The organism is Pseudomonas sp. Irchel 3H7 (genome assembly GCF_900187605.1).
Classification (GTDB): Bacteria; Pseudomonadota; Gammaproteobacteria; order Pseudomonadales; family Pseudomonadaceae; genus Aquipseudomonas.
Genome location: NZ_FYEA01000001.1, coordinates 141,390 through 162,549 on the forward strand (window position 1 = coordinate 141,390; position 21,160 = coordinate 162,549).

21 protein-coding genes are annotated in these 21,160 nt (G+C 59.5%); 9 read left to right on the forward strand and 12 right to left on the reverse strand.

The window, feature by feature from the left end; all coding sequences use genetic code 11:
- Nucleotides 1-85: 85 nt before the first annotated feature.
- Both CKW38_RS00595 and CKW38_RS00600 read right to left on the reverse strand, forming a co-directional pair.
- Nucleotides 86-1,630 carry an MFS transporter gene (locus CKW38_RS00595; protein WP_095111492.1) on the reverse strand — a complete coding sequence of 515 codons (1,545 nt, stop codon included), beginning with the start codon at nt 1,628-1,630 and terminating at the stop codon, nt 86-88.
- 132 nt (nt 1,631-1,762) lie between these two features.
- Nucleotides 1,763-2,593, reverse strand: a complete 831-nt coding sequence (locus tag CKW38_RS00600; protein ID WP_095111493.1) for an oxidoreductase — start codon at nt 2,591-2,593, stop codon at nt 1,763-1,765.
- 130 nt (nt 2,594-2,723) lie between these two features.
- Here CKW38_RS00600 and CKW38_RS00605 point away from each other — a divergent pair, with 130 nt between their 5' ends.
- A complete protein-coding gene (locus CKW38_RS00605) occupies nt 2,724-3,614 on the forward strand; it encodes a LysR family transcriptional regulator (protein WP_095111494.1) in 891 nt (296 codons plus the stop codon).
- A gap of 3 nt (nt 3,615-3,617) precedes the next feature.
- On the opposite strand, the gene CKW38_RS00610 is transcribed toward CKW38_RS00605, so the two are convergent.
- Nucleotides 3,618-4,787, reverse strand: a complete 1,170-nt coding sequence (locus CKW38_RS00610; RefSeq protein ID WP_095111495.1) for a DUF1624 domain-containing protein — start codon at nt 4,785-4,787, stop codon at nt 3,618-3,620.
- A gap of 219 nt (nt 4,788-5,006) precedes the next feature.
- Here CKW38_RS00610 and CKW38_RS00615 point away from each other — a divergent pair, with 219 nt between their 5' ends.
- On the forward strand, nt 5,007-5,603 hold the full coding sequence (locus CKW38_RS00615) for a paraquat-inducible protein A (RefSeq protein ID WP_007910822.1): 597 nt from the start codon (nt 5,007-5,009) through the stop codon (nt 5,601-5,603).
- Entirely contained in the window at nt 5,600-6,286 is a 687-nt protein-coding gene (locus tag CKW38_RS00620) for a paraquat-inducible protein A (RefSeq protein ID WP_007910821.1), read from the forward strand. Before CKW38_RS00615 ends, CKW38_RS00620 begins: the two co-directional genes overlap by 4 nt.
- Here the strand turns inward: CKW38_RS00620 and CKW38_RS00625 are convergent.
- Complete coding sequence (locus CKW38_RS00625; RefSeq protein ID WP_095111496.1) at nt 6,219-9,245, reverse strand: FAD-binding and (Fe-S)-binding domain-containing protein; 3,027 nt, start codon at nt 9,243-9,245, stop codon at nt 6,219-6,221. The two genes, CKW38_RS00620 and CKW38_RS00625, sit on opposite strands and share 68 nt — an antisense overlap.
- 157 nt (nt 9,246-9,402) lie before the next feature.
- Between CKW38_RS00625 and CKW38_RS00630 the strand changes: the two genes are divergently transcribed.
- A complete protein-coding gene (locus CKW38_RS00630) occupies nt 9,403-10,287 on the forward strand; it encodes a LysR substrate-binding domain-containing protein (RefSeq protein WP_095111497.1) in 885 nt (294 codons plus the stop codon).
- Nucleotides 10,288-10,384: 97 nt separating this feature from the next.
- Here CKW38_RS00630 and CKW38_RS00635 read toward each other — a convergent pair whose 3' ends face one another.
- Both CKW38_RS00635 and CKW38_RS00640 read right to left on the reverse strand, forming a co-directional pair.
- Nucleotides 10,385-11,659: a glucarate dehydratase family protein gene (locus CKW38_RS00635; RefSeq protein ID WP_095111498.1), complete on the reverse strand. Its 1,275-nt coding sequence runs from the start codon at nt 11,657-11,659 to the stop codon at nt 10,385-10,387.
- Between the two features lie 30 nt (nt 11,660-11,689).
- Nucleotides 11,690-13,057, reverse strand: a complete 1,368-nt coding sequence (locus CKW38_RS00640) for an MFS transporter (RefSeq protein ID WP_095111499.1) — start codon at nt 13,055-13,057, stop codon at nt 11,690-11,692.
- A 117-nt stretch (nt 13,058-13,174) separates the two neighbouring features.
- Between CKW38_RS00640 and CKW38_RS00645 the strand changes: the two genes are divergently transcribed.
- On the forward strand, nt 13,175-14,074 hold the full coding sequence (locus CKW38_RS00645) for a LysR substrate-binding domain-containing protein (RefSeq protein WP_095111500.1): 900 nt from the start codon (nt 13,175-13,177) through the stop codon (nt 14,072-14,074).
- A gap of 139 nt (nt 14,075-14,213) precedes the next feature.
- Here CKW38_RS00645 and CKW38_RS00650 read toward each other — a convergent pair whose 3' ends face one another.
- Together CKW38_RS00650 and CKW38_RS00655 are read right to left on the reverse strand one after the other, a co-directional pair.
- The gene (locus tag CKW38_RS00650) at nt 14,214-14,819 is read right to left on the reverse strand and encodes a DUF6338 family protein (protein ID WP_095111501.1); all 606 of its coding nucleotides are present in this window, start codon (nt 14,817-14,819) and stop codon (nt 14,214-14,216) included.
- Nucleotides 14,820-15,019: 200 nt separating this feature from the next.
- The gene (locus CKW38_RS00655) at nt 15,020-15,355 is read right to left on the reverse strand and encodes a hypothetical protein (protein WP_007910806.1); all 336 of its coding nucleotides are present in this window, start codon (nt 15,353-15,355) and stop codon (nt 15,020-15,022) included.
- Nucleotides 15,356-15,540: 185 nt separating this feature from the next.
- Between CKW38_RS00655 and CKW38_RS00660 the strand changes: the two genes are divergently transcribed.
- Nucleotides 15,541-15,780, forward strand: coding sequence for a hypothetical protein (locus tag CKW38_RS00660; RefSeq protein ID WP_007910805.1), 240 nt, complete (start codon nt 15,541-15,543; stop codon nt 15,778-15,780).
- Nucleotides 15,781-15,846: 66 nt separating this feature from the next.
- Here the strand turns inward: CKW38_RS00660 and CKW38_RS00665 are convergent, their stop codons facing one another.
- A complete protein-coding gene (locus CKW38_RS00665; RefSeq protein ID WP_007910804.1) occupies nt 15,847-16,044 on the reverse strand; it encodes a hypothetical protein in 198 nt (65 codons plus the stop codon).
- A gap of 225 nt (nt 16,045-16,269) precedes the next feature.
- On the opposite strand from CKW38_RS00665, the gene CKW38_RS00670 reads away from it, so the two are divergent.
- Entirely contained in the window at nt 16,270-16,632 is a 363-nt protein-coding gene (locus CKW38_RS00670; RefSeq protein ID WP_095111502.1) for an NUDIX hydrolase, read from the forward strand.
- A 4-nt stretch (nt 16,633-16,636) separates the two neighbouring features.
- Here the strand turns inward: CKW38_RS00670 and CKW38_RS00675 are convergent, their stop codons facing one another.
- The 3 genes from CKW38_RS00675 to CKW38_RS00685 all read right to left on the reverse strand — a co-directional run bounded on the left by CKW38_RS00675 (nt 16,637) and on the right by CKW38_RS00685 (nt 18,966).
- Nucleotides 16,637-16,879, reverse strand: coding sequence for a DUF1652 domain-containing protein (locus tag CKW38_RS00675; protein ID WP_007910802.1), 243 nt, complete (start codon nt 16,877-16,879; stop codon nt 16,637-16,639).
- Nucleotides 16,880-16,987: 108 nt separating this feature from the next.
- Nucleotides 16,988-17,887: a polysaccharide deacetylase family protein gene (locus CKW38_RS00680; RefSeq protein ID WP_095111503.1), complete on the reverse strand. Its 900-nt coding sequence runs from the start codon at nt 17,885-17,887 to the stop codon at nt 16,988-16,990.
- A gap of 131 nt (nt 17,888-18,018) precedes the next feature.
- Nucleotides 18,019-18,966, reverse strand: a complete 948-nt coding sequence (locus tag CKW38_RS00685) for an ABC transporter substrate-binding protein (RefSeq protein ID WP_095111504.1) — start codon at nt 18,964-18,966, stop codon at nt 18,019-18,021.
- 294 nt (nt 18,967-19,260) lie between these two features.
- Between CKW38_RS00685 and CKW38_RS00690 the strand changes: the two genes are divergently transcribed.
- Both CKW38_RS00690 and CKW38_RS00695 read left to right on the forward strand, forming a co-directional pair.
- Nucleotides 19,261-20,241, forward strand: a complete 981-nt coding sequence (locus tag CKW38_RS00690) for an aliphatic sulfonate ABC transporter substrate-binding protein (protein WP_007910797.1) — start codon at nt 19,261-19,263, stop codon at nt 20,239-20,241.
- 60 nt (nt 20,242-20,301) lie between these two features.
- Nucleotides 20,302-21,144, forward strand: coding sequence for an ABC transporter permease (locus CKW38_RS00695; protein WP_095111505.1), 843 nt, complete (start codon nt 20,302-20,304; stop codon nt 21,142-21,144).
- Nucleotides 21,145-21,160 lie beyond the last annotated feature (16 nt).

A 21,160-nucleotide genomic window follows, 5' to 3' on the forward strand; every position in this document is an offset into this window, starting at 1 on the left:
GCTTGCCAGCGAACGCGGTGCATCAGTCGATATTTATGCCAACTGATAGTCCGCTTTCGCGAGCAGGCTCGCTCCCACATTGAGTTTATGCGGCAGCCTGTTGTGGCTCGGCGATGCTGCGATCCTTGCTTAACAACCCCAGCACCACCGCCGCCGATGCGAGGGTAATCACCGTCAGGATGTGCAGCAAATACTGAAACGCCGCAGCATACCCTTGCACCAGACGTTCGTTGGCCAGACCTGGCACGGTATTGATCGCATGCGCCATATCGCCGGTGGTCACCCGGTGCGCGGTCTCGGCAATCAGCGACGCCTCGGCACTGCCTGTCACCGCGTGTACGGCACCCGACAGATCAGCGTGCAGCAATGACGCCAGCACCGCCGCGACAATCGCCAATGCAATTCCCTCACCCGCCACTCGCACAGTGCTGAAGATGCCCGCCGCCATGCCTGCGCGCTCTTTTGGCACGACACTGACCGACAAACCATCCATCAGCCCCCACGGCAAACCGGCGCCAATGCCGATCAGCAGCATCGGCACCACCAGCGCAAATTTCGCGTCACCGACGTTGTACAGACTCAGCCAATGCAGGCCCACGGCAGCAATCAGGAACCCCGCGCCAGACAAGATGCCAGCGGAAACAAAACGCGCCAGCGAGGCCGCCAGCATCGGCACCACCAGCATCGGTGCGGACAACGCCAGTAGCAGCAGACCGGCATCGATCTCGCTCAAGCCCTCAACGCCGATGAAGCGCAGCGGCAACATCACCACCAGCACGATGTAGCAGAAACAGGTGCCGATCGGCAGCATCTGCACGCCAATGAATCGCGGATAACGGAACAGAGTCAGATCGAGCATCGGCCGTTCGACACGCGTTTCGACGATCACAAAAGCTGCCAGCAACAACGCGGAAGCGCCTAATAAAGTGATCACCAAAGGACTGTCCCAACCACTGTCCGGCGCCTGGATCAGGCCAAACGTGAACAACGCCAGCATTGCGCTGAATAGCAGCGTGCCCGGCCAGTCCAGCCCCTTGGCATCGGGGTCGCGGGTTTCGCGCATGCGCGGCAGACCGAAGACCATCGCAATCATGCCGATCAACGCGGTAAAGACAAAAATCGCCCGCCAGTTGAAAGCCTCGATCAGCGCACCCGCCACCAACGGCCCGAAGGCCAGACCAATGCCGAACGTCGTGCCAAGCACGCTGTAAGCGCGAGTCCGGGCATGCCCTTCGAACTCTTGCGCCAACGCCGCCGAACCGCTGGCCAGCGCCGCCGCCCCAGCCACACCTTGTACGGCGCGCAACACATCCAGCCAGAACACCGACGGCGCCAGACTCTGCGCAAACGAGGCAGCGGTGAACAGCAACATGCCGAAGGTGAACAGGCGTTTGCGTCCGTAAACATCAGCCAATGCGCCGGCGGCCATCAGCAAACTGCCGAACGTCAACATGAACGCGTTGGTGATCCAGGTCAGCGCCACCGGGCTGCCGCCCAGATCGCGACCAATGGCCGGTGTCGCCACCGCACCGCCGGTAAAACTGAGGGGCAGGACCAGAGCCGAGAGGCACACGGCCGCGAGTATGAGCAACTTGTCGCGCGCTCCGTGCGGCTGAGTCATAGAAATCATTCGTTCCATCCTTTGAGAAATCACAAAGCTGCGCTGCGCAGCGAATAAGGCGCGAAATACACAGAAAAATCCACCGAAGTTTGCGCACGAAAAAGATGAGAGCGAGCAGCCTCGCTCTCACAGCTCCGGCGTTCAGTTAGCGAAATCGGTAGACAGCGCCAGCTCATTCCACTCGGCCAACTCCTGCGCCACCAACCGATTCTTCGCCTCGATCCGCGCCACCGTGTCACTGCCCAGCGCCAGGCGTTGCGGCGGGGTCGGTGCATTGACCAGCGCCAGCATCGCCTCGGCAAACTTCAGCGGATCACCCGGTTGTGCATGATTGGCCGCCTCGGCGAACGCACGCATCTTGCCAACGGTTTCGTCATAGTCCGCCAGCTCAAGCCGGGTTTTGATCAGGGACTGCTCATCAAGGAAATCCGTGCGGAAGAAGCCCGGCTCGACCACCGTGGTTTGAATGCCCAGCGGAGCCAGTTCCTGATGCAATGCTTCGGTGATGCCTTCGACGGCAAATTTGGTCGAGCCGTAAACGCCCCAGCCCATGTACGCCTGATAACCACCGATCGACGAGATGTTGATCACCCGACCACTGCGTTGCGCCCGCATATGCGGCAACACCGCGCGGGTGACGTTGAGCAGGCCGAACACATTGGTCGCGAACAAGCGCTCGGTCTCGCTGGCGCTGGTTTCTTCGACGGCGCCGAGCACACCAAAACCGGCGTTGTTGATCAGCACATCGATACGGCCAAAACGCTTGATTCCTTCAGCAACCGCTTGGTGCGCTTCTTCCTCGCGGGTGACGTCGAGGCGCACCGCCAGCAGGTTCGGTTGCTCGCCGAGGCGGTCAGTGATGTCTTGCGGGTTGCGCGCGGTAGCGATGACCGCGTCACCGGAACGCAAGGCCTGCTCGGCGATGAGAATGCCAAAACCACGGGAAGCGCCAGTAATGAACCAGGTACGCATAACAACTTCTCCTGTTAGAAACCCTGACATGGGTGCCGGGCCTGTTTGATAAGTTGAAGCGACTTTAAAGCCATGCTACTGATGCGATAATCCCAACAATTTTGCATGACTTTGTGAAAGGCATTCACAGATGAAATCACCTTCGGCGGCGGATCTCAGCGTTTTCCTGTGCACCGCGCAGCACCTGAACTTCAGCAAAGCGGCCATCGAACTCGGCCTGAGCCCCTCCGCTCTTAGCCATTCAGTGAAGGCGCTGGAAAATCGCCTGGGCGTGCGTCTGTTCAATCGCACCACCCGCAGCGTGGCGTTGACCGAGGCTGGCGAGCGCCTGTACGCGCGATTGAAACCGGCCTTTCGCGACATCGACGATGCGCTGGAAGACCTCAACCATTTCCGCGACAAACCCTCGGGTAATTTGCGCATCACCTGCGGGCGGCAAGCCTGCGAATTGGTGTTGCTGCCGATTGCCAGTGAGTTTTTGCAGGTGTATCCGGACATTCGTCTGGAAGTGGTCGAGAGCGATGCGCTGCTGGATATCGTCGCCAATGGATTCGATGCCGGGGTGCGCTTCGGCGATCGCCTGGAGGCCGACATGGTGTCGCTGCCGATTGGCCCGACAATGCGTTCAGTGGTGGTCGGTTCACCGGCGTTTTTCCAACGCCACGCGGCGCCACAAAAGCCTGATGACCTGCACGGACTGCCGTGCATCCGCCACCGCTACCCCAGCGGTTCGATGTACCGCTGGGAGCTTGAGCGCGGTGGCATTGCCCAGGAAATCGAAGTCAACGGCCCGCTGACCCTCGGCGATGTCAGCCTGATGGTCGGGCCCGCGCTGCAAGGGCTTGGTCTGGCTTATGTGTTCGAAGACATGGTCAGCGAACACCTGGCCAGCGGGCGGCTGCTGCAAGTACTGGCTGACTGGTGCCCGTACTATCCAGGTCTGCACCTGTACTACCCGAGCCGCCGTCATGTGCCGGCGGCGCTGAAGGCGTTTATCGACTTCGTGCGCAACCGGCACTAGCGCTTAGAGGTACTTCAGCCAGGCGATGTCGCGGCGACGGGCCTTCAACGCCGAGAACCAGCGCACCGCCGGGAACAGCGCAATCGCCAGAAAAACGGCCGCCAGCCAGATCGCCGAGACGGACGAAAAACCGAAATAGCTGCCCTGATTCAGCCCGAACAGGGCCACGCCGATCAGGTACAACACCTTCAACGCGTACAGATGCAGCAGGTAGAAAAACATCGGTGCCGAACCGAAAACGGTTAGCCAGCGAATCCAGCGACGATCCTGTAACCGCTCGAACGCCAGTAGCAGCAACAGCCCGACGCTCACCGTCAGTGCGATAAACAGCAACGACGGTGGGTACTTGGTGATGTTGAAAAAACTCATCAGGGTTTGCAGCAGCGTGTCACCCACGGCCCATGGTTTCTCGCCATAACCGTTGATCAACCGCAACCCGACAAAACCCAGCAGTCCGGCGCTACCCGCAATCAGCAAGTGCTGTTGACGAAATACCGCTTCAACGCCGCGAGCAAACCACGGCCCCAGCGCATAACCGAGACCGATCACACCGATCCATGGCAACAACGGATAGGAGGTACGCAAACGCAGGTTGTCGCTAACGTCGATCCAGCCGCGATCATGCAAAATCGCCCACGGCACATGCAGCGCCGACTCCACTGGAAAATGCACGGCGTCGAGCAGGTTGTGCCCGGCAATGATCATCAGGCTCAACGTCAGCAACAGCCAGCGCGGCAGCCAGACCAGCAGCGACAAGGCGATCATGCTCAAGCCGATCGCCCAGATCACTTGCAGATAAATCACGCTCGGCGGCAACTGGAACGTCCATGCGAAGTTCACCAGCGTGAATTCCAGCACCACCAGAAACAGACCGCGCTTGAACAGAAACGCACTGACATCGGCCTTGCCCGCGTACTTTTCACCGAACAACCACGCCGACAACCCGGTCAGCAAGACAAACACCGGCGCGCACAGATGCGCCAGAGTGCGGCTGAAAAACAGTGCCGGCTCGGTGCTGGCAATGTCCATCGGGTCACTGACCTGGCGGTGCAGCAAAAAGGTTTCGCGCACGTGATCCAGCAGCATGAACAGAATCACCAAGCCTCTGAGGGCGTCAATGGACAGCAGCCGGCCAGTGGTCAATGGGGCAGAACGAGGGAGCACAATCGTCATAAGCGTTTCGCAATCGAAAGGAAAACAACAGGGGCCACAAGGGCTAGCCCTTAAAATTTGCGTTACCTTATAACATCAAAAAGCAAAATCCAAATCCGGATCGCCCGTGATATTCGGAAAAAAACCAGCTGATCGCGCCGCGCCATTTGCCCAATAGCCTCAGGCTTCTATAGTGATCAGGTCTCCCTTGCCCTTGCGGCCTGCTGTCGAGCGTTGTCCATGGTCAACACCGAACACCTGATCATTTGCGAGCACTGCGACTGCGTGTACGAAAAAGCCGTGCTGGCCAAACACCAGAAAACCTTGTGCGTGCGCTGCGGCGGCGTCCTCCAGCGTTTCAACGGTCTGAGCGTCGAACAGCGTTTGGCCCTGACATTCACGGCGGCGATGCTGTGGCTGTTCGCCAACTTCTATCCGGTGATGAGCATCAGCCTCAAAGGCCTGAAAAACAGTGCGACGCTGTGGGATTCGGTGCTGGCGCTGAGTCAGGGACCGATCACCTTCATGGCGATGGTCGCGGCGATTTCGATCATCATTGCCCCGGCGTTTCAACTGGTGCTGCTGGTCTGGGTGCTGAGCTTCGCGTTGTCCTCCCGACGCGCGCCGGGCTTCAAGCTGTGCATGCGCTGGCTGGAAACCCTGCGGCCGTGGAGCATGCTCGAAGTGTGCCTGCTGGGGGCGATGGTGGCGGTGTTCAAACTGGCCGGATTGCTCGACGTGTTGCCCGGCATCGGCCTGTTCGCGCTGGCCGTGCTGAGCTTGATGATGATCAGGATTGCCGGCCGCGACATCCGCGACCTCTGGGACATTTTATGAAACGGCCACCGACCGCCAGCGAACTCAATCTGTGCTTGTGCCACAGCTGCGGACTGGCCTGCGACATGACCGACGAGCCGCACGAGTGCCCGCGTTGCGACGCGCCGCTGCACCGACGCAAGACCAACTCACTGACTCGTACCTGGGCCTACATGCTCGCGGCGCTGGCGTTTTACGTGCCGGCCAATCTGCTGCCGGTGATGAACACCACCATGCTCGGCAGCGGCGCCGACAGCACGATCATGAGTGGTGTACTGGAGTTCTGGGAGCACGGCGCGTGGGACATCGCCCTGATCATTTTCATCGCCAGTATCGCCGTGCCGGGAGTCAAGTTCGTCGCCCTCACGCTGCTGTTGATGACCGTGCAACGCGACAGCGCCTGGGCGCGCAAAGAACGTTCGAAGCTGTACCGCTTCGTCGAGCTGATCGGCTATTGGTCGATGCTCGACGTGCTGGTGGTGGCGCTAGTCGCAGCATTGGTGAAGTTTCAGGCGCTGGGCGATATCGAACCACGACCGGGCATTCTGTTTTTCGGCCTGGTCGTGGTGTTTACCATGCTCGCGGCGATGAGTTTCGATCCGCGCCTGATCTGGGACAAGGACACGGGCGACACCCTCAGCGACGCTGAACCTCAAGCAACACCTGCAACGGATGACGCAGTGCCTGATCCGACTGGCGCTTGACCTGACTGCGGCACGAATAACCGGTCGCCAGTGCTTCGCCCTGCTCCGCCGGCGCGTCGACCTGACGGGCCCACGACTGCTCGTAGATCACCGCCGAGGTCTGGCGATTGCGCGCCTCGTGGCCGTAAGTGCCGGACATGCCGCAGCAACCGGTGGATTGTGTGGCCAGCTGCAAACCAGCGCGTTCGAACACCTGCTCCCACTGACGGGTCGCGGCCGGGGCGTTGGTTTTCTCGGTGCAATGGGCGAGCAGTCGGAACGTTACGGTTTTATCCTGCGCCGCCTGCTCCGGCATCACCTTGAGCAACCACTCCTGCACCAGCGCCACTTCCGGGCATTGCTGCATACCGGGGACTTTCAGGTATTCCTGGCGATACACCAGCGTCATCGCCGGATCGAGGCCCAACAACGGCACGCCCACATCGGCCAATTCGCGCAACTGTCGGGCATTGCGCACTGCCGCGCGGTTGAACGCCGAGAGGAAGCCCTGCACATGCAATGGCTTGCCGTTGGCGCTGAACGGTGCGAGATACACCTGATAGCCAAGGCGCGAAATCAGCTCGACCAGATCGGCCAACAGCGGCGCTTCGAAGTAGCGCGTAAAGGCGTCCTGCACGATGACCACGCTGCGCACGCGTTGCGCCTCGGTCAGCGCCGACAGAGTCGACACCGTCGCCGGTTGCACCTGCCAACGGCGCATCGCCGCATGGAAATCAAAACGACTGAGCAACGGCACGTCGATCATGCCGCCGACCCGTTCCAAGCTGCTGCGAACAAATGAAGCGCCCATCAATCCGTTGTACAGCGCCGGAATCCGCGCCATGTACGGAATGCTGTACTCCAGCGAAGCAATCAGATAATCGCGCGCCGGACGCAGATAACGGCTGTGATACAGCTCGAGAAAGCGCGAACGAAACTCCGGCACATTGACCTTCACGGGGCACTGCCCTGCGCAGGATTTGCACGCCAGGCAGCCGGCCATGGCGTCGTAGACTTCGTGGGAGAAGTCTGCGGACTGCGTACGGCTGTTGCGCCAGCGCTGCCACAAGGTGCTGAAAAAGGCAGGCTTGCGAATGGCATCGGACAACACGTCGACACCCGCCTCGCCCTGCAAACGCAGCCACTCGCGAATCAACGAGGCGCGGCCCTTGGGCGATTGCGCACGCTCGCGGGTGGCTTTCCACGACGGGCACATCGCATCGTCAGGGTCGAAGTTGTAGCAGGCGCCATTGCCGTTGCAATGCATGGCGGCGCCGTAGTCCTGCCAGACTTTTTCGTCGATCTGCCGATCCAGTTCACCGCGCAAAGTCACTTCGTCGATTTTCAGCAGCGCCGCGCCGGTGTTGGCCGGGGTGGCAATTTTGCCCGGGTTGAACTGGTTGAACGGGTCGAACGCGGCTTTCAAGGCTTGCAGGGCCGGATACAGCTCACCGAAAAATGCCGGCGCGTATTCCGAGCGCAAGCCTTTGCCATGCTCGCCCCACAACAGGCCGCCGTAACGTTGGGTCAGTGCCGCAACGCCGTCGGATACCGGACGCACCAGCGCCGCTTGCTGCGGGTCTTTCATGTCGAGAATCGGCCGCACGTGCAGCACGCCCGCGTCGACGTGACCGAACATGCCGTACTGCAAACCGTGGCTGTCGAGCAGGTCGCGCAGTTCTGCGATGTACTCAGCCAGATGTTGCGGCGGTACAGCGGTGTCTTCGACAAACGGCTGCGGGCGCGCTTCACCGGCGACGTTGCCGAGCAGGCCCACCGCACGTTTGCGCATGCCGTAAACCTTGTTTACCGCCGCATGGCCGACCGCCAGCGTGTGGCCCAAACGCTCAACCGTGCGGTCGCTGCTCAAGTGTTCGACGAATGCTTCGACCCGGCGCTGCAAATCCTCCGGATCGTCGCCGCAGAACTCCACCAGATTGATGCCCAGGGTCGGGCGCTCGGCGCTTTCCGGGAAATACTCGGCGACGCCGTGCCAGACGATGTCCTGCATCGCCAGTAGCAAGACTTTCGAGTCAACGGTTTCGATCGACAACGGTTTGAGCGCCATCAAGGCGCGGGCGTCGCGCAACGCGTCCATGAACCCGGCGTAGCGGATGTTCACCAACATCGTGTGTTTGGGGATCGGCAACACATTCAGCCGCGCCTCGACGACAAACCCCAGCGAGCCTTCAGCACCGCACAGCACGCTGTTGAGGTTGAAACGGTTATCCGCCTCACGCAGGTGCGCGAGGTCATAACCTGTCAGGCAGCGGTTGAGATCGGGGAAACGCTCTTTGATCAGTTCACCCTGCTCATCAATGATTTGCCGGGCACAGCGGTAGGCTTCACCGACGCGATCGTCGCGGGCACACAGCGCTTCAAGCTCAGTTTCCTCAAGGGGCAAACCGTGCAGGCGCTCGCCACCGCGCAGGACCATATCGAGTTCGAGCACATGGTCGCGGGTCTTGCCGTAGGTGCAACTGCCCTGACCGCTGGCGTCGGTGTTGATCATGCCGCCGACGGTGGCGCGGTTGGAGGTCGACAGTTCCGGGGCGAAAAACAGCCCGGCGGATTTCAGCGCAGCGTTGAGCTGATCCTTGACCACCCCGGCCTGCACGCGCACCCAGCGCTCCTCAACATTGATTTCGAGGATGCGGTTCATGTGCCGCGAGAGGTCGACGACGATGCCATCGGTCAGCGATTGGCCGTTGGTGCCGGTGCCACCGCCGCGAGGGGTGATCACCACTTGCTGGTACGCCGGTTCGGCGATCAGTCGTGCGACCCGTGCCACGTCATCGGCATCCATCGGAAACACCGCGGCTTGCGGCAGGCGCTGATAGATCGAGTTGTCGGTCGCCAGCACCACGCGGCTGGCGTAATCGGCGCTGATTTCACCGCGAAAGCCGCTGTTCTTCAGGGTGTTGAGGAACTGTTGGTAATCGCTGGTCAGGGCTTTGGCGGGGGACAGCTGGGCAATCATCGGTCAGGTTATCTCGGTCAAATCGGGCCGTGTGGCGGTGAACAGTTGTACGCAACGAATGATTGCGTCAGGCTCCGCCATCTCATGGTGCCCATGTTCATTGCTGGCGAACGCCGGGACAACCGTAAATTCGACCCGCTATTGATGACTTTTACGAATGAATCCGCGCACGCTCACCCCTTCCATGTCGTTATTGCTGGCTTTCGAGGCCGCCGCGCGCCATGAAAGCTACACCCGCGCCGCTCATGAACTGTCGCTGACGCAGAGTGCGGTCAGCCGCCAGGTGCAGATTCTCGAGAAAATGCTCGGCATGCGTTTGTTCAGCCGCGAAGGCCGGCAAGTGGTACTGACCGATGTCGGACGGATGTATCAACGCGAACTCGCCGAAGCGCTCGGGCAGATTCGCAGCGCGACGTTGCAGGCCATGGCATTTGGTTCGGGCATTCACAGTTTGCGTCTGGCGACGCTGCCGACCTTCGGCTCGAAATGGTTGCTGCCACGGCTGAAGGATTTCTACACCGCGCATCCGGGCATGACCGTGCATTTGCATTCGCGGATCGAAGCAATCGACTTCGATACCAGCGAAATCGATGCGGCGATCTGTGTTGGCGGCGGGGACTGGCCGGGATTGACTGCCCTGCCCCTGCATACCGAAGAATTGGTAGTGATCGCCAGTGCGCAGTTGTCCGACGCCGAACGCGATGACGCCCAACAGCACATCGCCGGGCAACTGCTGCTCAATGTCAGCAGCAATGCTCAGGCCTGGGCGGAGTGGTTCAGTCATCACGGCTTGCCGCACCGCAGCATGCGCATCGGCCCGAGTTTTGAAATGACCTCGCACTTGATTCAAGCGGTGCGGGCCAATATTGGCGTGGGGCTGGTGCCGCGAATTCTGGTTGAGGATGAGTTGCTCAGCGGTGAGTTGCTGCAACTGGGTGAGCCGATTACCAGTCGACGCAGCTATTACCTGGTGTATCCGCCGCGCAATGAGAATTTGCCGTCGCTGAAAGCGTTTCGGGATTGGCTGCTAGAAACGTTGTAACCATGAGGACGCCAATCGCGAGCAGGCTCACTCCTACAGTTGGAATGCGTTTCCCTGTAGGAGTGAGCCTGCTCGCGATGGCGTCAATTCAGGCACCTCAAAATCTCGGCTTGATCGCCCTCCAATCCGGCTTGTAACGCTGCATCTGCCGCACATCATCACGCTGGCGAATCCCGCACGTCAGGTACTGATCATGCAGCTTGCCCAACTGATCATGGTCCAGTTCCAGCCCAAGCCCCGGCGCCCGGGTGATCTTCACGCAGCCATCGACAATCGGCAGTTTGCCGCCCTTGATCACTTCTTCGTCCGGTTCCTGCCACGGGTAATGGGTGTCACAGGCGTAATCCAGATTCGGCACCGCCGCCGCGACATGCGCCATCGCCATCAGGCTGATGCCCAGGTGCGAATTGGAATGCATCGACACGCCAACGCCGAATACATCGCACATCTTCGCCAGCGTTTGCGTGTCGCGCAGGCCGCCCCAGTAATGATGGTCAGCAAGGACGATCTGCACGCTGTTCTGCGCAACGCTGCGACGGAACTCGGCGAAATCGGTGACCACCATGTTGGTCGCCAGCGGCAGACCCGTGCGTTTGTGCAGTTCGGCCATGCCGTCGAGGCCAGGGGTCGGGTCTTCGTAATATTGCAGATCATCGCCGAGCAATTCGGCCATGCGAATCGAGGTTTCCAGTGACCAGTTGCCATTCGGATCGATGCGCAGCGGGTAGCCGGGAAAGGCTTTTTTCAGCGCCTTGATGCACGCCACTTCATGCTCCGGCGGCAACGTACCGGCCTTGAGCTTGATGCTCTTGAAGCCGTACGCCTCGATCATCCGCGCAGCTTGCGCAACAATCTGTTGTTCGCTGAGTGCTTCGCCCCAGTTGTCCGGTTTATAGGGCGAATCGACATGCTGCGCGTACTTGAAGAACAGATAGGCGCTGAACGGTACCTCATCGCGAATCGCGCCGCCGAGCAGGTCCACCAGCGGCACATTCAGGTAATGCGCCTGCAAATCGAGGAAAGCCACTTCGAACGCCGAATAGGCATTGCTCACCGCTTTACTGGCGTGGGAACCGGGGGCCAGTTCGGCACCGGCGAGACTGGCAGGTTTGTTCGCGGCAACGGTCGCCTGGACGATGGCGCGCAACTGGTTGAGATTGAACGGGTCGAGGCCGATCAGTTGCGCCTGCAATTGCTGCTGGATCGCCAGCGCCGGGGCATCGCCATAACTTTCGCCAAGGCCGATGTAGCCGTTGTCGCTTTCGATCTCGATGATCGAGCGCAAGGCGAAGGGTTCATGAATGCCGCTGGCGTTGAGCAGCGGCGGATCACGGAAGGCAATCGGGGTCACAGTTACGCGGGTGATTTTCAAGATAACGCTCCTGACAGATCAACAATCAATTCAATGGCTCGCGGCCGGGCTGGCCGTCACAACAACGGCGGTCTCGTCATGGGGCTTTGCCAGGGATTTACCCTTGGCACCCGGCGCGGTGCGGGCGAAAAAGATCACCACCGCAGCGATCAGCGACGTCGCCGCCAAGCCATATAGTCCGCCCTCGATGGAGCCAGTGGTTTCTTCGAGGAAGCCGAACGCCGTCGGCGCAACGAAGCCGCCGAGGTTGCCGATGGAGTTGATCAGCGCGATCACCGCAGCGGCGATACGCGCATCCAGATAGCTTTGCGGAATCGGCCAGAACAACGCCGACGCAGCCTTGAAGCCGATGGCGGCGAAACAGATGGCAACGAAGGCGAAGATCGGCCCGCCAATGGTCGACATGAACATGCCGATCGCCGCGATCACCAGCGTCAACGCCACCCACGCCTGCTGGAATTTCCACTTGCCGGCCATCGCCGCAAAACCGTACATGGCGACAATCGAAATGATCCATGGGATCGAATTAAGCAGGCCAACCTGAAAGTCGCCGAGATTGCCCATTTTCTTGATCATGCTCGGCAGCCAGAACGTCGCGCCGTAAATGGTCAGGGCAATGGAAAAGTAGATGAAGCAGAACAGCGCAATCTGCCGGTCCGCCAACAACTTGAACATCGACGGCTTGGCTACCTGTACCGCCTCACGAGCGCGCTGCTCCTCGGCAATCGCCGCCACCAGCGCTTCGCGTTCCTCTTCGCTCAACCACTTGGCCTGACGCGGATGCGATTGCAGCCAGAACCATACGAATGCGCATAGCACCACCGACGCCGCGCCTTCGATCAGGAACATCCACTGCCAGCCATGCAGGCCCAGACCGCTGATATGCAGCAGCGCACCGGACACCGGGCCGGAGATCACCGAAGCAATCGCCGAACCGCTGAGAAACACTGCCATGGTCTTGCCGCGCTCGGAAGCCGGCAGCCACTGGGTGAAGTAATAAATGATCCCCGGAAAGAACCCCGCCTCGGCCGCACCAAGAATAAAGCGCAGCACATAGAAACTGGTTTCACCTTTGACGAAGGCCATGGCCATGGCGGCAGCGCCCCAGGTGAACATGATCCGCGTCAGCCAGACTCGCGCGCCGTAACGTTGCAGAAGCATGTTGGACGGCACTTCGAACAGCGCATAGCCAACGAAGAACAATCCGGCGCCGAGGCCGTAAGCCGCCGCGCCGATGCCCAGATCGGTTTCCATGTGACTGCGCACGAAACCGATGTTGACCCGATCGATGTAGTTGACGATGAACATCACCACGAACAGCGGCAGCACGTGGCGCTTGACCTTGGCGGCGGCACGGGCGAGCACCGTGACGTCCAGCGGACTCTGGAGGGTTTTCAAAGGCGACTCCCGATCTTGTTTTTTTAGGGATGGCGTGAAGCGTTGAGCCGATCATGGACGGGGTCATTGATCCCGTCTAATCTAACTTGGCATTCGATTGATACCCGGATTAGATCAATGTTCGAACTGACCCAACTGCGCTGCTTCACCACCGTCGCTACCGAACTCAACTTTCGCCGCGCCGCCGAACGGCTGAACATGACGCAGCCGCCGCTGAGCCGGCAGATCCAGTTGCTCGAACATCACCTCGGCGTCGAGCTGTTCACCCGCAGCACCCGCAGCGTCGCGCTGACCGCCGCCGGCCGTGCTTTTTTCATCGAAGCCCAGAACCTGCTGGAACGCGCGCAGCAAGCGGCAGTCACCGCCCGGCGGTTTGCCGAAGGCGACATTGGTTCGGTGAACATCAGTTTTGTCGGCAGCGCGGTGTATGAGTTTCTGCCCAAGGTGATCGCCGAGGCGCGACTGAAACAGCCGCAGGTGAAAATCGATCTGACGGAAATGAACACGTACCAGCAACACGAAGCCCTGCGCGCGCGCCGCATCGATCTGGGCATCGCCCGTGCGCCATTATTGGAGCCGGGGTATGCCACCGAGTGCCTGGTGCGCGAGCCGTTTGTGCTGGCAGTGCCGAGCGGTCATCCCTTGGCGACGGCGGCTGAAGTGGCGGTCAGTGACCTGGATAAACAACCGTTCCTGATGTATTCACACGCTGCTTATCCGCCGTTCAACGAATTGCTGACCGGCATGCTGCGCTCAGCGCGGGTTGCGCCGGATTATGTGCAGTGGCTGGGGTCGTCGCTGACGATACTGGCACTGGTCAATGCGGGCATGGGCCTGGCGCTGGTGCCGCGTTGCGCCACCAGTGTGGTGTTCAAGAATGTAGTGTTTCGCGATATCGATTTGGGCGAAGGGGTGCAGAGCGAGCTGCATCTGATCTGGCGGGAGAACAACGACAACCCGGCGTTTGCGATGTTGCTGGAAGCGATTCGCCGGGCGGTGGCTGAGGGTTGGGGGTGAAAGGATGACGGTGCTGATCAGCGCTTTGGCGGTGGAGGCGCACTTGGCCCTTTGACTAGCGGTTTTGCCAATGGCTTGCCGTCTGGCCCCACGAAGAGACGCGCCACGTGAGGTGGCATGGGATTGGGTGCTTTGGCGCTCATGAAACAACCTCCTCGACAGAATTGAATTCGACCCACTGAACTTTCGAGGAATCTATCACCATTAATTCGGCGCCAAAAGTGAGCACCTCGCCACCATCGCCAAGCCATTGTGGATTCAGCAAGATGAATTGTCCTTCCGAGGGACCGGAGGGCCACTCCAAAGGCCAGCCAAACAATCGCCTCTCGTCATTCAGTTGCAAAGTGACAAGGCGATCCTGTCGCTCAAAGGCGCTGTACCACTCGCTAGGATGGGAGCTTTTGCGTGTCAGGTGTCGCTTGCGTAGCCACACATGCAACACCCCGTTTGAAGCCAGATAACAGAAAAGCCCGGCGAGACATACTGAAACAATAAATGCCCACAATGCCTCCGCCCGAGCATCCCATTTCCCTACAGAAAAGCCTTTCGAACCCACCCACAGACAAATTGCCCCAATCCCCAATACCGCGCCCTGAATCACAAACGTGAAAATCAGCGCCTGCACAATCTGCCCGAACGTATCGGGTCGCTTGAACGCCGTCAGCGAATAAAAAATCCACGCCGACAAAAACCCGGGAATCAAGTACTGCAACAACGGGATAACTTCTTTGACCAGATCATCCATGATCCGCGACTCCTTGAAAGACCGGCCGATCTGACTATCGACCGCCCCTCAAAAGCCTAGTGCACACGGAAAAAACCCTTCGTGCGCAACTGTCACCGTTCATTTCGCGAATCAAATCCACACCTTTCAGCCTCCAGGCAGCCAAAAAAAAGCAGAAACCGACGATACGGCTTCTGCTTTTTTTGCCCCTGCAGGCGTCGTTACAGGCAGTCACGCACCGATTGGCGCAACGACCCGGACTTGGCCCACGGCGGGCCCTGATACAACGAAACCCGGCTGCCGTCCTTGTATTTGACGATGTCGAGAATCTCGTCCGCCGTGATGATGCTCGGCGCGGTGATGCGGTAGCCGTTGGAAATCGATGTCTGATAAGTCTTGGCTACATCCTTCTGCCACAACGGTAATAAACACGCAGCATAGTCTTTGGGCGACTTGGCGCTGGTTTTGCTGATATTCGGCTCACCCGGCACCAGCGACGCCGGCAACGAGCAGCCTGCCAACAGGGTCAACGCCAGACTCCCGATCCATATCCGCATGGTGTATTCCTGATCTGAAAAAAAGTGAATGTAGCGTGTAAGCGGCGCTACATCCATCGTGGCACCGCGCCCTCGGCGCAATCTGCACAACTTTTCACAACCGTTCAGCGTGCTGACGAACAGGCTTTGCCCATCGACGAAAAATGCGACTACTCTTTTCTACCGAGAATGTTCTGGAGGTGATCATGCGGCTCAATGAATACGAACACGAACTTCAACGCGACCTGCAAAGCGTTGCATCGGACTTGAGATGGTCGGCGGTCGACCTGAAACGTATCGCAGAACAACTGCGCAAATCCGGCAATGAGGCAGATGCGCAAAGCGTGCTGAGATCCTGTGAGGTGCTGCAAAGCGATGAAGAACGGCTGCAACTCTATGCCAGGGAAGTGAAAGCCCGCGCCATCAGCCGGACCAAGGTCCACTAAGCCACTCTCCCCCCAAAAAACAGAAGCCCCGACAATTGCCGGGGCTCTTTCATTACAGCCAGCCTGTCAGTGGGTTTTGTGACTTTGCGCGCGCGCCGAGCGTTTTTTGTAGCCAGGCAGGGCGGCGGCGTAGGCCAGCGCTTCCTCCCGGCTGCCAAACGACGCCAGCCGATCGCCCTGAGTACAAACCCGCCATGGGCCATTGTTCACGCTAAGCACGTCATAGCCGTTCATGTGCATCTTGTTCAACATCGGCATGCTCATGGACACCTCCATTTTTTGCTAACGGTCAGATCCAGCTTCACGCTTTTACCTTACACCTTGATTCGCACGAAATACCGACCGAGTGTCGCAAGCCGCGACAGTCACGGTGTCGGCACTTTTCGCCGCTGCGAACGCTCCAAACTTCAATGAAACCTTTGCCGCAGGCTTCGGCTCAAATATTGCAGTTTTATTTCTATTTTGTGACAAGCGGTAAACAGGTAACAGATGAAAGTACGCGCAACCGTTATATGCGAGCAGGATCGCCACGTTCTCCTGGTACGCAAACCCCACTGCCGCTGGACATTGCCCGGTGGCAAGGTCGAGCCCGGAGAAACGCGAGCGCAGGCCGCCGTACGTGAATTACAGGAAGAAACCGGCCTGGATGCTGACGCTGTGCTGTACCTGATGGAACTGCACAGCGGCAGCACGCAGCACCATGTCTACGAGGCGTCCGTGTCGGACTTTGAGCAAGTGCGCCCGCAAAACGAGATCATCGATTGCATCTGGCATCCGCTGGATTCAGTGCGCAATCTGCACACCAGCGAGGCGACGCTGCGCATCGTTCAAGCGTTCCAACGGCGTTTATGAGGCATTAGCCGGCGAAGGCTCGACGACCAGCGCTCATTTCGGTGCGTAATTCACCGATGAAATTGGAAATGTCACGGATCGTGACGAGGTGCTCCGGGGAAACGCCATTCAACAGTAATTCGACGCGTCCGCTGTCCGGCTCGTACACCTTGATTTGCAAAAGGCCTTGCGAACTCGGAATGCAATCGCACTTGAACGCAGGAAAGCCGGATTCGACAATCCGGCAGATATCGTCAATGGCAAGCATGAGTGAACGCCTCGCAGGCGGGTCGATCGACTGGTTGAGCATAGATGAGCAATGTGTGACCCGCCCGGTACAAAAATGCCAACCCGATCACAACTTTCCACCCTGCCCTCAGTGCGCATCGTGATCCCAAATCCAGTTCCACATTCCCGGCAAATTCACTGGCTCCGAGCTTTTATCCACGGTACGCGCCAGCGCAGCTTTCTCCAGTTCGGCGTGATCATCGTAGAAAGGCTTGTCCGCCAGCTTCACGCCTGTCGCGGCGGCGCTATCGAGCAGAATCTGCAGGTATTCGCGCGTGTGCCGCGCGGTATAGCGGTTGAGATCATGAAACGTCACCACCACCGGAATCACCCCGTCCACAGTCGGCAACTCGCCGAGGGCAATACGTTCACGGACTTCCGATAACTGCCGCAGCATGTTTGCCCGACGCCGGGGGCTGGCATTGAAGCCCCAGATCTTGCCGTCGTTGGCACTTAAATCCGTCAGCAACACGTGCAAACCGTGCTGTTGATAGGCGGCGAAGGTGCGTTTGTCGTAATTCCAGAACGGCGGGCGCAGCAACGTCGGCGGCGCCCCGGTGATGGCTGCGATATCAGCCGTGCCGTTGGTCAGTGACTCTTCGAGTTCTTGCGGGTCGAGCAAGCGATGATTGGTGTGCCAGTGGGTGGCCGTGTGAAACGCCAGTATGTGCCCCTCGTCATGCTCACGCCGCATGATGGCGCGACCGATGTCACTGTTGCCCGCTCGTGGCGCGCGCGTCTGCACGAAGAACACCGCTTTGATATTCGGCAACAGCGGATTGTCCTTGAGGCTGTCGAGCACCGTCGCCGACGGATTCCAGAAACTGGATGCACTGGGGCCATCGTCAAACGTCAACAGAAAGCGCACCGGTGCCTGGGTTTTCAGGCGTGATTCGGTTTGCGCAGTCATTTCTATCGGGGCGGCGATACAACCGGCCAACCCGAGGGCGATGAGCGCAGCACAGAGAATCTTGAATCCGGATGTCATGTTTTGCCTTGAGCACGGCGACGGCCGTCATGTTGTCGATTGGCAAAACTCCCTCGCCCTTATCCATCCTTGCGCTCCGATACGCGAGCGGAGGTTGGATAAGGTACACAGGGTTTGGTTCCGGCGCTCGCTCAGTGCGCCAATGCCTGTTGAAAAGACGTGTCGATAATCCCGGCGGTGGCCAACGGTGCCGGCAGCGCTTTGACTTTGAACAGGAAGTCGGCGGTGCTTTGCAGGTCCGTCGCCGCTTGCGTATCGACCGGTCCCACCGTCATGTGCGCCTGACGTAACCAGTGGCGCGACACCTGCTGATCGAGATTGGCTTTCTTCGCCCACAGATCGGCGTACTCATCCGTATGACTATCAACCCACGCCCGTGCCTGTTTCAAACGACCGAGAAAATCCGCAATGGCCGCACGTTTGCTGTCGATCGACGGCGTCGACGCAGCGATTGCACTGAGCCCCGGCATCAGATTTTTTGCGGTCAGGATCGGCCGCGCGCCGGAGAACACGATCTGCTGGGAAATGTACGGTTCCCACACCGGGAAGGCGTCGATGCTGCCCTGTGGCAGGGCTGCGGCGGCATCAATCGGCATCAACTTGACGAACTCGACGTAGTTTTCCGGCAGACCACCCTGCTCCAGGGCGCGCAAGGTCAACTGCTGACTCCAGGCGCCGGGCCAGTAGGCAACTTTCTTGCCCTTCAGGTCGGCGATGGTTTTTACCGGCGAATCCTTCGGCACCAGCAGCGCGATGGTGTCCGGGTTTTGCCGCGAAACGCCGATCAGCTTTACCGGCGCCTGCTTGGCGGCCAGAAACAGAAAACCGGAATCGCCCAAAAAGCCCAGATCCAGCGAGCCGGTTTGCAAGGCTTCCGCCAAAGGTGCAGCGGCCTGGAAGTGTTTCCAGTCGACGGTATAAGGCGCGTCTTTCAACACGCCGGAGGCCTCCACCGAGGCACGGATGTTGTAGTAGTTCTGATCGCCGACATGCAGGACCAATGGCTCATCTGCATGGGAAAGCGGCGAGGCAAACAGTGCGGTGATTAGCGCACTGCGCAGGAAACGAGAAAGCTTCATGGGCTGACCTGCAAAGGGAAACTGCATAGACCATAACGCTGTTATTGCCTGGTTTTGAAATTCGATTAACGCATAAGCTCATCACCGTTGATCACGGCTGTTTGCTTGGCAACAGTGACGAATCACAGTGTTGCTCAAGCAACAGCTGGAATCCTGCAACATCCCCTCAAGCCCTTTTAAAACGGCGCTTTCAAGTACATGGCACAGAGCCTGCAATATTCCATTCATGCAGGAAGCATTCGATAAAAATATCTTTTTGGACATAAGAAATCTGTGCCTTTGCCGGAGCGCCCCATGACATCGTTCTTTCCTCGACTCAAAACCCTGCTGGCTGCCAGCGCCATGGTACTGAGCCTGCAACCGCTCGCCCACGCGGCTGAAACCGCGCCGGCAGAAGTGCATCTCGACTACGCCTATTACTCGCCAGTCAGCCTGGTGCTCAAGCACTTCGGCTTCCTCGAAAAAGCCTTGCCGCAGACCAAGGTCAGCTGGGTACTGAGCCAGGGCAGCAACCGCTCGCTGGAATACCTCAACAGTGGCGGCGTGGATTTCGCTTCCAGCGCCAGCCTCGCCGCGGTGCTGAGCCGCGCCAACGGCAGCCCGATCAAATCGGTCTACGTTTACAGCCGTGCCGAATGGACAGCATTGGTGGTGCGCAAGGACTCGCCATATCAGACCATCGCCGACCTCAAGGGCAAAAAGATCGCCGCCACCAAAGGTACCGACCCGTATCTGTTCACCCTGCGTAGCCTGCAACAGGCCGGGCTGAAAAAAGACGACGTGGAACTGGTCCACCTGCAACACCCGGATGGTCGCACTGCGCTGGAAAAGGGCGATGTTGACGCCTGGGCCGGACTCGATCCGCACATGGCCGCCAGTCAGGTCCAGGCCGGTTCGCGCCTGCTTTATCGCAACCCGGCGTTCAACAGTTACGGCGTGGTCAGCGTCACCGAGCAATACGCCAAAGAACATCCGCAAACCATCGACACCGTGATCAAAGCCTACGAACAGGCCCGCGACTGGGCGCTGAAAAATCCCGATGAGTTCGCCGCCCTTCTCGCCAAAGAGTCCGGCTTGCCACTGGACGTAGCCAAGCTGCAACTGTCGCGTACCGATCTGAGCAGCCCGCAACTGACCCAACAGGACATCAGTGCCTCCAAGGCAGCGGCGCCGATTCTGGTCTCCGAGGAACTGGTGCGCCGTGGGGTGAATGTCGATCAAGTCATCGATCAATTGCTCGACAGCGGCGTGCAGCAAGCCGTCGCCCACCAGTAATCGATCAGTCTCACGACACATCCGCTGCTGTCGCGGATGTGTCGTGAGCGGAGCTCAACCATGACCACTCACAGCAAAGACTTGCCCGCGCCACTTGCCGTGTCGCGCCAGCGCCCGGCGGGTTTCAGTCCGGCGTGGCAGCGCCGTTTCAAAGGCTTGGCCGTGCCGCTGCTGATCATCATCGCCCTGGAAATTATCGTACGCATCGGTTGGTTGCCGTCCTACCAGATGCCGGCGCCGAGCGAGATCGCCCTGACCCTCACCGACCTCGCTGAAGGCGCACTGTGGAAACACATCGGCGCCAGCCTGATTCGCGTGTTGCTGGGTTTTGCCATTGGCGCCAGTCTCGCGCTGGCGTTTGCTGCCTGGGTCGGTTTGAGCCGCGAAGCAGAGGCCTATCTGGAACCGACTTTTGCAGCGCTGCGTTCCATTCCGAGCCTGGCCTGGGTGCCGCTGCTGCTGTTGTGGCTGGGCATCGACGAGACCTCGAAAATTGTCTTGATCGCTATCGGCGCGTTCTTTCCGGTGTACGTCAACGTGGTCGCGGCCATTCGCAACATTGATCGCAAACTGGTGGAAGTCGGCCGCATCTATGGCTTCAGCCGCTTGCAACTGGTGCGACGAATATTGCTGCCCGCTGCCCTGCCCGGCCTGTTCACCGGGTTGCGCAGCGGCATGAGTCTGGCGTGGATGTTTCTCGTGGCAGCAGAGTTGATCGCGGCCACCAAGGGCCTGGGCTATCTGCTCAGTGACGGCCGGGAAACCTCGCGGCCGGACATCGTGCTGGCTGCGATCATCGTGCTCGCCTTGCTCGGTAAACTCAGCGACGGCTTGCTGGCCATGCTCGAACGCCGCTGGCTGAGCTGGCGCGACACGTTCACCGGCCAAGGCGCCAGCGACTAAGCTGAAATCTCCAACC

Bases quoted from the DNA above. Each gene is read 5' to 3' on its own strand.
- CKW38_RS00615 (WP_007910822.1), top strand. From the start codon at position 5,007: ATGGTCAACACCGAACACCTGATCATTTGCGAGCACTGCGACTGCGTG.
- CKW38_RS00655 (WP_007910806.1), bottom strand. From the start codon at position 15,355: ATGCGGATATGGATCGGGAGTCTGGCGTTGACCCTGTTGGCAGGCTGC.
- CKW38_RS00600 (WP_095111493.1), bottom strand. From the start codon at position 2,593: ATGCGTACCTGGTTCATTACTGGCGCTTCCCGTGGTTTTGGCATTCTC.
- CKW38_RS00645 (WP_095111500.1), top strand. From the start codon at position 13,175: ATGTTCGAACTGACCCAACTGCGCTGCTTCACCACCGTCGCTACCGAA.
- CKW38_RS00680 (WP_095111503.1), bottom strand. From the start codon at position 17,887: ATGACATCCGGATTCAAGATTCTCTGTGCTGCGCTCATCGCCCTCGGG.
- CKW38_RS00690 (WP_007910797.1), top strand. From the start codon at position 19,261: ATGACATCGTTCTTTCCTCGACTCAAAACCCTGCTGGCTGCCAGCGCC.
- CKW38_RS00610 (WP_095111495.1), bottom strand. From the start codon at position 4,787: ATGACGATTGTGCTCCCTCGTTCTGCCCCATTGACCACTGGCCGGCTG.
- CKW38_RS00685 (WP_095111504.1), bottom strand. From the start codon at position 18,966: ATGAAGCTTTCTCGTTTCCTGCGCAGTGCGCTAATCACCGCACTGTTT.
- CKW38_RS00625 (WP_095111496.1), bottom strand. From the start codon at position 9,245: ATGATTGCCCAGCTGTCCCCCGCCAAAGCCCTGACCAGCGATTACCAA.
- CKW38_RS00660 (WP_007910805.1), top strand. From the start codon at position 15,541: ATGCGGCTCAATGAATACGAACACGAACTTCAACGCGACCTGCAAAGC.
- CKW38_RS00665 (WP_007910804.1), bottom strand. From the start codon at position 16,044: ATGAGCATGCCGATGTTGAACAAGATGCACATGAACGGCTATGACGTG.
- CKW38_RS00650 (WP_095111501.1), bottom strand. From the start codon at position 14,819: ATGGATGATCTGGTCAAAGAAGTTATCCCGTTGTTGCAGTACTTGATT.
- CKW38_RS00605 (WP_095111494.1), top strand. From the start codon at position 2,724: ATGAAATCACCTTCGGCGGCGGATCTCAGCGTTTTCCTGTGCACCGCG.
- CKW38_RS00630 (WP_095111497.1), top strand. From the start codon at position 9,403: ATGAATCCGCGCACGCTCACCCCTTCCATGTCGTTATTGCTGGCTTTC.
- CKW38_RS00695 (WP_095111505.1), top strand. From the start codon at position 20,302: ATGACCACTCACAGCAAAGACTTGCCCGCGCCACTTGCCGTGTCGCGC.
- CKW38_RS00670 (WP_095111502.1), top strand. From the start codon at position 16,270: ATGAAAGTACGCGCAACCGTTATATGCGAGCAGGATCGCCACGTTCTC.
- CKW38_RS00620 (WP_007910821.1), top strand. From the start codon at position 5,600: ATGAAACGGCCACCGACCGCCAGCGAACTCAATCTGTGCTTGTGCCAC.
- CKW38_RS00595 (WP_095111492.1), bottom strand. From the start codon at position 1,630: ATGATTTCTATGACTCAGCCGCACGGAGCGCGCGACAAGTTGCTCATA.
- CKW38_RS00675 (WP_007910802.1), bottom strand. From the start codon at position 16,879: ATGCTTGCCATTGACGATATCTGCCGGATTGTCGAATCCGGCTTTCCT.